Source organism: Spirosoma profusum (assembly GCF_014699005.1).
GTDB lineage: Bacteria > Bacteroidota > Bacteroidia > Cytophagales > Spirosomataceae > Spirosoma > Spirosoma profusum.
Genome location: NZ_JACWZY010000018.1, coordinates 97,309 through 110,693, shown reverse-complemented (window position 1 = coordinate 110,693; position 13,385 = coordinate 97,309). Strand labels below are relative to the sequence as shown.

Genomic DNA, 13,385 nt, shown 5'->3' with positions numbered 1-13,385 from the left:
ACCCTCAATATCCCCTCGCCGTATTGTCGGCTCGTGGATCGGAGGCTCCTTCGTAGGAACCATCGGGACGTATCAAAACGCAGTCCATTCGGCCTAACGTATTGGTCAGTTTTTCCAGAACATAAGAACGATTTTGTAAGGCCTGGATAGTCGCATCAGAAAAGGCTCCGTTCTCAAATATTGTTTTATCAGGTAGCCATTGGTGATGAAATTTGAGCGCATTTACAGCCTGCTGCATGGTCATGCCATGCTCGATTACGTTCAGAATGGTTTGATAAACCGACGTAATAATTGTAGAGCCGCCCGGTGTTCCGACCACCATAAAAAGTTTACCATTTTTCTCCAGAATTGTCGGCGTCATCGACGAGAGCATCCGTTTATTTGGCGCGATGGCATTTGCCTGATTTCCAATTAAGCCGAACATGTTGGGAACACCGGGCTTCACGCTGAAATCGTCCATTTCGTTGTTCATAAAAAAGCCAGCGCCACCCACAACAACCCGGCTGCCGTAGCCGCCATTCAACGTAGTGGTGATGCTAACGGCGTTCCCGTCTTTATCGACTACCGAAAAGTGAGTAGTTTCCAGACTTTCGTAGCCGGGAATGGAGCCACCTTTTACGTTACGACTGTCGGTGGCTTTAGCCCATGAAAAATCCGTCCAGCGGCTTTTCAGGTAATCAGGGCTGATGAGTTGACTGACAGGCACTTTCACAAAATCTGGATCGCCCAGAAATTTGGCACGATCGGCATAAACACGCCGTTCGGCTTCAATCATTACCTGCACCGTACTGTCGCGATTCCAACCCCAACGACGTAGTGGATACGGTTCCGTAAACCGCATCATCTGCAGCAATGCTACGCCCCCGCTGGAGGTTGGCGGCATCGTTATTACGTTGTATTCTTTGTATTTCGCCTGAATCGGTTCACGCCAGGCAGAATGGTAATTTTTTAAATCTTCCTCGGTTATCAGGCCGTTACCACGTACCATTTCTTCGGCCAGGAGTCGTGCGGTTTCGCCTTCGTAAAAACCGGCTCGTCCCTGTGACTGAATACGTTGCATCGTTTTCGCCAGATCGGCCTGTACAAACAAATCGCCTTTGTGCCAGGTGATTGTATCCGTCGGAACGGTACTTTTCAGGAAGTAGCTTTTCCCCGGATTAATCGTGTTAAGATCTGTTTTGATGCGGTTCAGGCCCAGCGCATCACGTTCGGTGAGTGCGAATCCTTTTGCCGCCAAATCGACGGCGGGTTGTACCACCTGCGCCCAGGTCAGTTTTCCAAATCGTTTATGCGCTTCCGCCATCCCATCGACCGAACCCGGTACGCCACTAGCCAGGTGCCCGCTCGTGCTCAAGCCTTGGCGAACGTTCCCTGCCGAATCGAGGTACATATTCTGGCTGGCCTTGCCCGGTGCTTTTTCCCGATAGTCGAGCGTGTAGGCTTTACCGGCATTATCGCGATAAACCATAAAACCGCCCCCGCCAATATTTCCCGCACCCGGATATACCACCGCCAACGCAAACTGTACTGCCACAGCTGCATCGACTGCATTGCCTCCTGCCTGTAAAATACTAAGCCCCACCTGAGAAGCTTCGGGATGTGCCGATGCGACCATTCCGTTACGTCCGGTAACGCCTACCCTATCGGAGAAGAACGGTTTAACGGTCGGGTCTTCATCGCGGTATTGATAAACGCCCTGGCTCTGGGTTACTGACGTACCCGACGTAGTAGGCGACTGCGTTTTACAGGCGTTGATTCCGGCAGCAAGCAGCAGAACGGAGAAGTAAAGAATAAAGCGTTGATTCATAGAAGTACATTTCAGGTAGGTGGTTGTATTTTGCTACGTACAAAAATAGCGCTATCTCGCTCATCGCCAAACCAACCACTTATCCGCCATAAACAGTCGCCCGTCCGAAAGGATTTGGCAATGAAAAGCCCATTTCGTACTTTCATAGACTAGAATTGCCGCGATAGATGCAGTTTTTTCGTCAGACTTTCGAAAGTTTCCGGTTTGCGTGGCAGGCGCTACGTTCCAATCTGCTACGTACTACGCTCTCACTCCTGGGCGTAACGGTGGGTATTTTCGCGATTATCGCCGTGTTTACGCTGGTCGATTCGCTCGAACGTAATATCAAGGATAGCCTTTCGTTCATCGGCGACAAAGTTATTTATATCCAGAAATGGCCCTGGGTATTCAGCAATGATTTTCCGTGGTGGCGGTATTTTCAGCGCCCCGTACCTACCTATAATGAATACCGTTTCCTGAGCGAGAAGCTCGAAAATGCGCAGGCAGTGGTCGCAATGGATTTCAAAGGGCGGGTTACTGTGAAATTTGCCAATAACAGCATGGCCTGTCTGATTCAGGGTACTACGTTGGACTACAACAAAATCTCGGAAGTGCCTATCGAACAGGGCCGTTACTTCACGCAGCAGGAAATCGACGTATCGCGCAACGTAGCGATTATCGGGGCCGACGTAGCAGAAAACCTGTTTCCGGGTCAGAGTCCTATTGGCGCTACGTTCAAAATCAACGGGTTAAACTTTGTGGTGATTGGCGTGCAGAAACGTAAAGGTGAAAGTATCCTTAACGTAGGCGGAAACCCCGACATCAAATGCCTGATTTCGTTTGGAGCTTTTGCCAAAATGTTTCATTCGGGCAAGCCTGATATCGATATCGCGATCAAGGGGTTCGATACTGACGAAGGACTGGGTGAATTAGAGAGCGAAGTTCGAGGTCTGCTACGTACCCGACGTGGATTACGCCCTTTGCAGGAAGATAATTTCGCCATTAACCGCCCTGAAGCCCTGGCCAAAGCCATAGGTGGTATTTTCGTTGTTCTGACCCTCGCCGGTTGGGTGATCGGTGGTTTTTCGATTCTGATTGGTGGATTTGGTATTGCCAACATCATGTTTGTCAGTGTAAAAGAACGTACCAACATTATTGGCATTCAGAAATCGCTGGGGGCGAAAAATTACTTTATCCTGTTTCAGTTTTTGTTCGAAGCCGTTCTGCTAAGCCTGGTTGGTGGGCTGGCGGGTATTTTCCTGGTTTATCTGCTGTCGTTCATGAATTTAGGTAGCCTCGATCTTCAATTATCCGCGGGAAATATCCTTCTTGGCCTGGGCGTGTCGAGCGTCATCGGTATCCTTTCCGGTATTATTCCGGCGTTCACGGCTTCCCGACTCGATCCGGTTATTGCTATCCGGGCAAAATGATTGTCTGAACCGGTTCAGACAATCATCGCTGGATAATGGCTTTGACGGGTATCTCCGAACGAACCCCTACGGTATGCTCCGAATCGACCGGTACGTTCAGGTAATCGCCCGCCTATAGTTGAACGAGTTCCCACCAATTGAGCATTCGCAGCGCCCTTCCAGAATCAGGAAACTCTCCCGTTCATCGTGATGGGCTTCGGGATCAATTTTCTGTTTCACCCAAATCAGCAGTTGTTCCACTTCGTCGTCCTGACGTAATACGTGGCCAAAAATGTTCCGATAATTGTCGGGTGGCTGGATAGGCGCAACCGTTCGCTTCCATTGTTCGGCATCAGAATAGGCGTTAATGAGTGGCAGATTATCCAGGTCGATAGCGGGCGACTCACCTAATCGATCCAGTGCGTTCATCACCCGATTTTTTAGCTGCGGACCAGGTGTAACCGGTTCAACGGTCGCATACGTAGCAAGATACTCACTTAGCCGGATCAACTCGGCACCAACAACCGGATGCACCTGAGCGATACGTTCTATCTCAGTCATTTCATCGGGACTCAGCAAACCGAGTAGGTATTGTTCGAGCTTACCCGAATTTAAATACTCTTCTAGTTACTATTAAACCAGTTTTTCGGTAAGGCCATTTGCTTTTTTGCCTATTTGAACGCTTCTTGTACGGATAACCTTTTCCTCATGGCCGAAAATCTATCGAATTCTGTTTCACCGGCAGAAAGCACCGCCGAACCGACCGAATTTAACCGTTCACTGAGTCTCCTCGACTCAACCCTTATCGTTTCCGGTTCCATGATTGGCTCCGGCGTTTTCATCGTCACCGCCGATATGGCACGTAACCTCGGCTCGTCGGGTTGGCTGCTGATGCTGTGGGTGTTAACTGGCGTCCTGACTGTAGCGGCTGCGCTCAGTTACGGCGAATTGGCGGGTATGATGCCGAAAGCAGGCGGACAATACATTTACATTCAACGAGCGTTCGGCCCGCTGACGGGTTTCGTCTACGGCTGGACCGTGTTCATGGTCATCCAAACCGGAACCATTGCGGCTGTGGCGGTTGCCTTTACCAAATATACAGCCGTTTTCATTCCGGCACTCGGCCCCGACAACGTATTGCTGGCACTCGGGCCGGTGAAAATTACGCTGGGATCGCTGTTTGCCATTTCGAGTCTGGTGCTGCTGACCTGGCTCAACAGCCGGGGCGTTCAAAGTGGAAAATTCATTCAGAACGTATTTACGTCGGCCAAACTGATTGCTTTGCTGGGCCTGATTGTCATCGGCATCACCATCGGATTAAGCACGGGCTTGCTGTCGAACAACCTGACCAACGCCTGGGAAGCCAGCACGACATCGGCTACAGGTGAGGTCATTCCGCTGGCGGGTATGGCACTGATTCTGGCGTTTGGTACGTCGATGATTGGTTCACTGTTTTCGGCCGATGCCTGGAACAACGTAACGTTCATTGCGGGCGAAATCAAAAATCCGCGACGTAATATCCCACTGGCTCTGTTCTTCGGGACGCTCATCGTTACCACGATTTACTTTTTGGCCAACGTATCGTATCTATCGTTACTTCCGCTGAAAGGCTTGCCAACCGCCACAGATATTGTTGGCCGAGGCATCCAATTTGCCGACGCTGACCGGGTGGCCACAGCCGCCGTCGAAACCGTTTTCGGGAACGTAGCAGTAGCAATTATGGCAGTGCTGATTATGGTATCGACGTTTGGCTGCAACAACGGCCTGATTCTGGCGGGGGCCCGTCTATACTACGCGATGGCCAAAGATGGCTTGTTTTTGAAACAGGCGTCGCACCTGAACGAAAATGCAGTACCGGGCCGTGCCTTATGGGTACAATGCATTTGGGCCTCAATCTTATGTCTTTCAGGACGATACGGTGATCTACTCGATTACTGTACGTTCGCGTCGCTGCTGTTTTACATGGTTACGATTGCCGGTCTGTTCCGACTCCGACGTACCGAACCGAATACGGAGCGCCCTTACCGCGCTTTCGGCTATCCCATTGTACCTGCCCTGTACATTGTTGCAGCCCTGACTATCTGCGCTATTCTCCTGTATACCAAAACCTTCAACACAGGCATGGGCCTCCTGATTGCCGGTTTAGGTATTCCTATTTATTACTTCACTAAACGGAGCCAGACGGCGTGACCTGTTACTTTCTGCAATTACTACGTCACAAACCTGTTATCTTTGTTACTAGTCAAATTACTTCGGCTTAAATGACTTATCTTCAACTATATCAGACCTTACCCCCTGCTTATCAGGCAGAAGTGGCTGATTTTGTTGAGTTTCTGATTTCTCGAAAAGTGCCGGCTACTCCCGTAGAGCGAAAGAAACCTGTCTTCGGTAGCGCTCGAGGGCAGTTCAAAATAGGCCCTGACTTTGAGGCTCCGCTAGATGACTTCGCCGATTACCAATAATGAACTTGCTCCTTGATACCCATACGCTTATCTGGTTTCTCAATGGCAATGAAACAGACTTTTCGTTAAAAGCCAGACAACTTATTACCGACCCAGCTAATATTTCTTTTGTGAGTCTTGCCTCACTGTGGGAGATGGCCATCAAAGTAAGGCTGGGGTAGTCTTACTTTCGAACCAGACTACGATAATTTGCCTTTCTTAATTGACCAGAATGGCTTTGAGTTGCTACCAGTAACGTTTCAGCATACCCGACGTTTGCTCACTTTACCCATGCATCACAGAGACCCGTTTGACCGACTTCTGATTGCTCAAAGCTTAACAGAAAATCTGACTTTCATTACTGCTGATAGAAATATTCATCTATACGACATTGATTGGGTTTGGTAAGTTGCAGGCAACGTAACACGGGCAGAAACCCGCAGTTGTAAAGCAAGAGTTGCGGATTTTCGCCCACGTTGTGTCCTCACCGAATCTGAAATCTCTTTTCTTTATACACCTGGAACGTAGTATCTGACTTATTTTGGGTAATGTCTCGGTCGAAGGGGCGGTTCAGGTTGTTACCAGCCAGATCTTCCAATCGCGATTCGATACGTAGCGTATAGTTTCCTGCCAGCCAGGGTTTTGCCGATGAGAATACAATTTTTTCTTCATCAAAACTCGTCCGCCACGTACCGCTCACCAGCGTACTATCCTCGCGACGTATACGAAATGTTTCAAGGAGCAAACTATAATCTAGTGGTTCCGGGAACGTAATAACTAACGGCTGTGACGTACCGGGCGGAGGATGGTTCATCGACCATTGCATAGGGTCAGGTGATACGCCGTCTCGCGCATCCGTCACAAAGGTTTTGCTCAATGTTTTTCCTAACGTAGCGCCTTGCGCATCAGGCCATTCCCCAGAAACCACCAGTCGATACGTAGTGCCAGCCTGCAACGGCGCACCTAATTGTTGATTTGGGTGAAGGTTACGTTTGATACGTCCGGGGTCGAGCCAGAGCGTGAGCATGGTCCGGTCGGCGTCCCATAATTCGGGCTGGAGATCAAGAAAGGTGCCTGACAACGTATCAGTGCCGTTTTTCAGCAACGTAACGTAGCGCAACGACTGACCTTCGCGCATGGGCCGGGAAAATTGCAGGTAAACTTTCAACAGATTCTCCGGCAACGTATCAGCCGACGGGTAAATACCTTTAAGAAAAGGGCGGTCTGAGTCAGCCAAAGCCGGTATCTCTATCTCGCTTAAGCGTTTGTTACGTAGCCATAACTCATACACCAGCCCTCGCGTAAAAGGGACTAATGGCTCGAACAACATCCCTTCATCGCTACGTTGAAATTGCCCCGCAATAGCCGTTTCTACGCCCTGTCGTCGCACAGACAGAAGTCTGGAGAGTGAATTGGGCGCAATACTAACAACGTAGCGTTCAGGAATAACCAGGCCCGTTGCCCGATTGTCGTTCCAGCAAATGACAAGACCGGTCTTATCGCCCGAACGACACGTAACGAGCAAACTGGCCGTAAAAAAAACCAGGCTATACAACGTGCATAGCCTGATACGTAGCAATTTGTAATTTTTAGAGATACCGTTCACTGGATGTCCACAAATCAAGGCTTCCGTTCGAACGACGCTGGAGCAATACCATCCGTGAGTCGTCCAGTTTGTCGAGCTGTATTACGTTCGTAACGGGCAACGATACGAAATCGACGCCAGCCGTCGCGAAACTTTCCGTCACTGGCGTGGTCAGTGCTCCCTGATAATCTTCCAGGCTTTTGTATTTCACCTTAAACACTGGCCGGTTCGAGTTGGCCATCAGCAGGAATGATTCGTTACCTTTCTTTAGTATCACCATATCCAGTGGCGAGTTGCCACTGCCCATCTCGGCAACAGTTCTGCCTTTCACATGTTTGCCCGCTTTCAGCTCGTCCAGTGGAAACAGTACTAATGGCGTGCAGGTATAGCTTGCCAGCAGGTATTTTTTGCCTTTTATTTCCGTCGTGGTGAAGGTTCGAATCGGCGACATGGTTTCATATTTGGCGTGGGCTGCGTGGTAAATCTCAAGCGACGCCTGATCCTGCGTATTCGTGAACGGAAACGGAATGCTACGGAACGTAGAGCCAAACTCCTGATTCGATAGCCCCGTAACCATTACTTTTCCATCGGAAAAGCCCATATCCGAAATCGAAGCTATACGTAACGATTCTCCCCGACTTCCTTTTGCATCCTCGGCGGGCGCATTCGCTAACGTAACGGTCGAAAAAGGAACTTCTTTGAGCGATACGGGCGTCAGTTTATCGCCTTCTACTTTCAGTAAAACTGGCGTACCATCACTGCTTTGAACGGCGCAATACACGTTTTTCGACTTTGGATTAACCGCAATATCCTGAATCGTAATGTTCTTTACGTCAGTGCCGAGCAGGGCCGCAATCTTCTCGTCGATGTTTTTCACTTCAACCGGACTGGCCTTTTCAACAGAATTGGCATCTTTCGTATCGACCGCAAACACAGCCGCATTTTTTCCATCGCCGATGAACAAGATGCCATCGGGTCCAAACGTCAGCGCGTTAATCGATTTGATAGCGGGTGTTCCTACTACCATTCCGTACTGATTGGCAACGGGCCGGGTTGTGGTCGCCAGCAGTGAAAGACCGGCAACGCCCAGCGCCAGCACGGCATATAGTTTTTTCATGTTATTGGAGGTTGGTTTGAAGAATACGTTGATAATCAAGTCGAATGTAGTTGTTTCATTCAGGATGTCAAAATGCTATTTATTATTGATTTATAAGTCAGTTGGTCACTCGCCTTACCTGTCAGATTCTTTGTAATTTTGAGTTATGTTTCTACTCGCTCAAAAGCCGCCCTTTGCCAATCTGCTTCCTTCGTTCGAAGGCGATTTATATTTCGATGAGTCACCCGAACACACAGCCCAGCGCGTTCTGTACGCCACCGATGCATCGGTATATCAGGAAATGCCGATTGCCGTGGCTCTTCCGAAATCGGTTGCCGATATAAAACAGTTGCTTCGATTTGCACAGCAACATAAACTGGGTTTGATTCCAAGAGCGGCTGGTACGTCGCTGGCGGGTCAGGTCGTGGGTAGCGGCATTGTGGTCGATATTTCCAAATACTTCGGACGTATTCTGGATATCAACTCTGACGAACGTTGGGTACGTGTACAACCGGGAGTGATCCGCGACGATTTGAACGCGTTTCTAAAACCCCACGGGCTGCTTTTCGGACCCGAAACATCAACGGCCAGCCGTGCTATGATTGGTGGCATGATTGGCAACAATTCCTGCGGTCTTCACTCCATCGTCTGGGGCACCACCCGCGACCATCTGCTCGAAGTGAAAGCCGTTTTGAGCGATGGCGCCGAAGTAACATTTGGCCCACTCACGCATGAACAATTCGACGCGAAGTGTCGTGGCGAGAACGTAGTAAGTCCACTCGAACAAAGGCTATACATCCAATTCCGCGACTGGCTTTCCCAGCCCTCCATCCAAAAACACATTGTCGACGGTTATCCCAAACCAACCGTCACCCGCCGAAACACCAGCTATGCGCTGGATGCGCTGGTTTCCTTTTTTGCAGGTAGTGGGGAGCAGGGAGCAAGGGGCGCGGAGCACTTCAACTTCGCCCATCTCATTGCGGGTTCTGAAGGCACATTGTGCTTTATTACGGAGGCTAAGTTGAATCTGCTGCCGCTGCCGCCTAAAGAAACGGCGTTGGTTTGCGCGCATTTCACGACAATCCGGCAATCGCTTGAGGCTAATCTGGTGGCACTCGAACATCACTGTTTTGCGTCGGAGTTGGTCGATGATTATATTCTCGAACTGACCAAAACAAATATCGAGCAAGCAAAAAACCGCACGTTTGTCGAAGGTGATCCGAAAGCCATTCTGATGGTGGAGTTTTTTGATGAAACGAGTGAACGTGTTTATCAGAAAGCGAAGGAGTTTGTTGCTGCGTTACGCCAGAAAAACCTCGGGTACGCCTACCCCATTTTGTTCGATGAGGAAACTAAAAAACCCTGGGCGCTACGTAAAGCGGGGCTGAGCATCATGTACAATATTCCCGGCGACGAAAAACCAGCGAACGTTATTGAAGATACGGCGGTCGACGTTCACGACCTGCCCGATTACATTGATGAACTTGATCAGATGGCGTGGGAGCAACACGGCTTAAAGCTTGAATATTCGGCTCATGCTGGTGCGGGCGAAATTCACGTATTGCCGCTTATCAATCTCAAATCCTCGGAAGGACGAACGAAGTTTCGGGCATTGCTGATGGACACGGCACAACTGGTTAAAAAATACGGCGGCTCGCTCTCGGGCGAACACGGCGACGGTCGACTACGTGGTGAGTGTATTGCGTTTATGCTCGGACCCGAAAATTACCAGTTGTGCAAGGAAGTCAAATCACTCTGGGACCCGAACAATACGTTCAACCCCGGCAAAGTGGTCGACACGCCACCGATGAACGAACACCTACGTAGTGAAGCCGACGTAGTGATTCCGCAGCCTAAAACCATATTTGATTTCTCAAAAGACGGTGGATTGCTCGAACTCGCAGAAAAATGCTCCGGCTCCGGCGACTGTCGGAAAACGGCCATCTCGGGCGGAACCATGTGTCCAAGCTACATGGCTACCCGGCGCGAACGCGATACGACCCGCGCACGAGCCAACATACTACGTCATTTTTACAGCCATACACAGCAACCTACCGACCACGATTACGAAACGGTGAGCGAGGTGCTCGATTTGTGTCTGTCATGCAAAGCCTGCAAAGCCGAATGTCCATCAAGCGTCGACATGACGCGCATGAAATCTGAATTTACCCAGCAGAAATATAAGGCAAACGGCATTCCGCTACGTGCCCGACTAGTCGGAAATTTCACCAAGCTGATGTCACTAGCGAGTGTCGCACCCTGGGCTTATAATGCTATTTACGACACCCCTGCGCTACGTCGGTTAGCTAACCAGACCGTTGGTTTTCATCCCGAACGTAGCATGCCTACACTCGCAAGCACTACATTACGGGCGTGGGCAAAAGGCAGAGGGCAACAAAGCAAGGGATTTGATGGTACGTCTTCCGCTACACCCTATGCCCAAACCCCTCTGCCCTCTGCTTTCTCCCCTACCCCAAACGCCTTACCCCCTACTCCTGAACCGCTATTTTTCGTGGATGAATTCACGAATTACAACGACGTAGCGGTGGGGCAGAAAGCGATTATGCTGCTGGAACGTTTAGGGTACAACGTAACGATTCCCGAACACGTAGAAAGTGGCCGGACGTATCTGTCAAAGGGACTGGTGGATGACGCCCGGAAACTTGCCATCCGGAACGTAACACTGCTTAAAGATCGTGTTTCCCTCTACACTCCACTAATTGGACTGGAGCCTTCAGCAATTCTGACCTTCCGCGACGAGTACCCTGATTTAGTACCAGCCGAGTTGAAAGATGACGCGCTACGTATCGCCCAAAATACGTTCCTGTTCGAAGAGTGGTTCGCCAGTGAAGCCGAGTCCGGACGTATCTACTCCGATTTATTTACCAAAGAAGCCCGGTTAGTGAAAGTACACGGACATTGTCATCAAAAAGCGCTGTCCTCAATGATTCCGGTAAAAAAGGCGCTGTCTCTGCCAAAAAATTACAACGTACAATTGATTCCGTCGGGTTGCTGCGGTATGGCGGGTTCATTTGGGTACGAAACCGAGCATTACGAGTTGTCGATGCAGATTGGCGAGCTTGTGCTGTTTCCGGCTGTTCGGCGAGCCGAAGAAGCAATTATTTCAGCGGCTGGGACCAGTTGCCGCCACCAGATTAAAGACGGCACAGGTCGTAAAGCCCAGCACCCCGCTGAGATTTTGTATGATGCACTGATTTAGCGCGGCCGGCCGCCAGGAAATCAGCAATAACACTTGCCCCTGGATAAGCTACGTATAACTGCCTGATTTTTAGAAGAATCATTGATGATTTCAGATAGTGCGCTGACCTTTGTATTCGTAAACCCAACTTCGTCATGAAATCCATACAAGCCATCATCGCTGCTTTTTTGCTGCTCTCGATTTTCACGTTTCAAGGCTGCAAACCCAAAGATGGTGAACCCGGCCCTGCGGGAACGGCCAATGTGCAATATTCAGACTGGATCACCGTCAACTTTACAAGTAGTATTAACGCGTATACAGCTTCGCTTACTGCTGCCCCCATTACGCAGGATGTGCTGGATAAAGCCGACATCCGGATATACTGGAAGAATGGCGATTATATCGTCGGACTGCCTTACGCCCAGAACATAAGTGGTACAGTATATACACTTCATCAGCGAATTTTTGTAGGTAAGATAGAATTAACTGCCTCGTATTCTTTAACTGCACAGCAATTCCGCTATGTGGTTATTCCCGGCGGTGCGCCAATCGGGGGTCGAAAAACGGCACTTGATCCTTCGGATTATGAGGCCGTTCGGAAGGCGTACAATATTCCCGATTAAGGTGAGATACGAGACGCCTATTTTGACAAATTCTGCGGGCATTTCCAGTGTATATGTCGAAACTATTCTTGGCTGAAACACTTTATGGTTCCCGGCAGTTTTCCATAGACCTTAAACACGTACAACAGTCATGGAAAACTCACATTCTTCAGCTCTTAGCGACGGCGCACAACAGGCGGATATGGTTTCGAACGAAAACGCAGAAACCAAATTCGGTGCCGACCAGGGCGAAACAAATATGGTTAAGCTCGTCGACGGAAAACTTACGCCAATCGGCGATACAGAAGACGACGTAGCAGATGAGCAGCTTCGCAATCGGTATAGTTCTGACGAGGAACGTACTGTGCAAGGGGAGCCTTCGCACGGAAAGACGTATGAAAATTCTGAAGCTTCGCTGCACGTAGGCACGGGCGTTGATGAAAATAACGTACCAAACGATCCGATTGCCGTAGCCGATATTACCGGAAATCCAGATGCTGGTTCGACCGTCAATACGGGCTTGCTTTCGGAAGATGAGCCGGATCAATCTAAAACCAAGTCGACGCCCACGAGTACGTTCGGAGGTTGGAATATCATTGGTAGCGCTCATCCGTCAGGCGACATGATTCCGCCGACACCCGGTACACCTGATCCGACGCAACCCGTTCCCGGCATTCCCGAAACGCCACCGACACCACCGGTTCCTGGTCCAGAAATCCCGGATTTGCCTGGAACACCCAAACCAGCCGTTCCTGAAATTCAGGAGCCAAGCGAACCCGACCGGTCACACGAGATTAATAGCCAGTTGAGTACGTTCACTACGTCCGGGCCCGGCGTAATTCCGACAAATGGGCCAAAGCCTGATGGCTACGTCCCAAACACAAACTACGAAGGTTTGGAAGAAGGATCTAAAGCCAAACCCGGTTCTGAAGAAGGCATGGAAGAGGAGCCAAATACAGGTGATTCGGCTCGTCCGTACGACGTAAACGCGAAAGATCAGGCGCAGAATCAACCCGGCGAACGTCCCGAAGAAGCACAGGAATCCCAGAAACTTCCCCGCGAGATGGCCGACGAAAGCAGTATGAAGGCGCAGGACATGATTTCTGGCCCTGACCGCTCCGACCAGAAATCGACCGAAGGACTGGATCGCAAATACAACGACCCCGAAGCCGCCCGTGAAATGGCCAGTTAGACAGGTAAACTAGCCAGACGAATAAATCAGTACATAACGCGATCGATGCTACGTTCATGCGGCAGCATTTATCGC

General features: G+C 50.0%; 13 protein-coding genes. 8 read left to right on the top strand and 5 right to left on the bottom strand.

What is annotated here, in order from left to right:
- Positions 1 to 4: 4 nt before the first annotated feature.
- A complete protein-coding gene (gene ggt / locus IC229_RS20200; protein WP_190888823.1) occupies positions 5 to 1,807 on the bottom strand; it encodes a gamma-glutamyltransferase in 1,803 nt (600 codons plus the stop codon).
- An 11-nt stretch (positions 1,808 to 1,818) separates the two neighbouring features.
- Positions 1,819 to 1,953 carry a hypothetical protein gene (locus tag IC229_RS35770; protein ID WP_262893399.1) on the bottom strand — a complete coding sequence of 45 codons (135 nt, stop codon included), beginning with the start codon at positions 1,951 to 1,953 and terminating at the stop codon, positions 1,819 to 1,821.
- A gap of 21 nt (positions 1,954 to 1,974) precedes the next feature.
- On the opposite strand from IC229_RS35770, the gene IC229_RS20195 reads away from it, so the two are divergent.
- Positions 1,975 to 3,216, top strand: a complete 1,242-nt coding sequence (locus tag IC229_RS20195; RefSeq protein ID WP_190888822.1) for an ABC transporter permease — start codon at positions 1,975 to 1,977, stop codon at positions 3,214 to 3,216.
- Positions 3,217 to 3,312: 96 nt separating this feature from the next.
- Here the strand turns inward: IC229_RS20195 and IC229_RS20190 are convergent, their stop codons facing one another.
- Complete coding sequence (locus IC229_RS20190; protein WP_190888821.1) at positions 3,313 to 3,756, bottom strand: hypothetical protein; 444 nt, start codon at positions 3,754 to 3,756, stop codon at positions 3,313 to 3,315.
- Positions 3,757 to 3,903: 147 nt separating this feature from the next.
- Here IC229_RS20190 and IC229_RS20185 point away from each other — a divergent pair, with 147 nt between their 5' ends.
- From IC229_RS20185 to IC229_RS36145, 4 genes are all read left to right on the top strand, one after another.
- Positions 3,904 to 5,385 carry an APC family permease gene (locus tag IC229_RS20185; protein ID WP_190888820.1) on the top strand — a complete coding sequence of 494 codons (1,482 nt, stop codon included), beginning with the start codon at positions 3,904 to 3,906 and terminating at the stop codon, positions 5,383 to 5,385.
- Positions 5,386 to 5,456: 71 nt separating this feature from the next.
- The gene (gene vapB / locus IC229_RS20180) at positions 5,457 to 5,657 is read left to right on the top strand and encodes a type II toxin-antitoxin system VapB family antitoxin (protein WP_190888819.1); all 201 of its coding nucleotides are present in this window, start codon (positions 5,457 to 5,459) and stop codon (positions 5,655 to 5,657) included.
- Positions 5,657 to 5,818, top strand: a complete 162-nt coding sequence (locus IC229_RS35365; protein WP_223834094.1) for a type II toxin-antitoxin system VapC family toxin — start codon at positions 5,657 to 5,659, stop codon at positions 5,816 to 5,818. The genes vapB and IC229_RS35365 overlap by 1 nt, the downstream gene beginning before the upstream one ends.
- A 28-nt stretch (positions 5,819 to 5,846) precedes the next feature.
- The gene (locus tag IC229_RS36145) at positions 5,847 to 6,044 is read left to right on the top strand and encodes a type II toxin-antitoxin system VapC family toxin (RefSeq protein WP_223834093.1); all 198 of its coding nucleotides are present in this window, start codon (positions 5,847 to 5,849) and stop codon (positions 6,042 to 6,044) included.
- Positions 6,045 to 6,120: 76 nt separating this feature from the next.
- Here IC229_RS36145 and IC229_RS20170 read toward each other — a convergent pair whose 3' ends face one another.
- Both IC229_RS20170 and IC229_RS20165 read right to left on the bottom strand, forming a co-directional pair.
- The gene (locus tag IC229_RS20170) at positions 6,121 to 7,242 is read right to left on the bottom strand and encodes an Ig-like domain-containing protein (RefSeq protein ID WP_190888818.1); all 1,122 of its coding nucleotides are present in this window, start codon (positions 7,240 to 7,242) and stop codon (positions 6,121 to 6,123) included.
- A complete protein-coding gene (locus IC229_RS20165) occupies positions 7,226 to 8,338 on the bottom strand; it encodes a hypothetical protein (protein ID WP_190888817.1) in 1,113 nt (370 codons plus the stop codon). The genes IC229_RS20170 and IC229_RS20165 overlap by 17 nt, the downstream gene beginning before the upstream one ends.
- A 145-nt stretch (positions 8,339 to 8,483) precedes the next feature.
- Between IC229_RS20165 and IC229_RS20160 the strand changes: the two genes are divergently transcribed.
- The 3 genes from IC229_RS20160 to IC229_RS20150 all read left to right on the top strand — a co-directional run bounded on the left by IC229_RS20160 (position 8,484) and on the right by IC229_RS20150 (position 13,310).
- Positions 8,484 to 11,537: an FAD-binding and (Fe-S)-binding domain-containing protein gene (locus IC229_RS20160; protein ID WP_190888816.1), complete on the top strand. Its 3,054-nt coding sequence runs from the start codon at positions 8,484 to 8,486 to the stop codon at positions 11,535 to 11,537.
- Positions 11,538 to 11,671: 134 nt separating this feature from the next.
- A complete protein-coding gene (locus tag IC229_RS20155) occupies positions 11,672 to 12,139 on the top strand; it encodes a collagen-like protein (protein WP_190888815.1) in 468 nt (155 codons plus the stop codon).
- 130 nt (positions 12,140 to 12,269) lie between these two features.
- Positions 12,270 to 13,310: a hypothetical protein gene (locus IC229_RS20150; RefSeq protein WP_190888814.1), complete on the top strand. Its 1,041-nt coding sequence runs from the start codon at positions 12,270 to 12,272 to the stop codon at positions 13,308 to 13,310.
- The last annotated feature ends 75 nt before the right edge of the window (positions 13,311 to 13,385 follow it).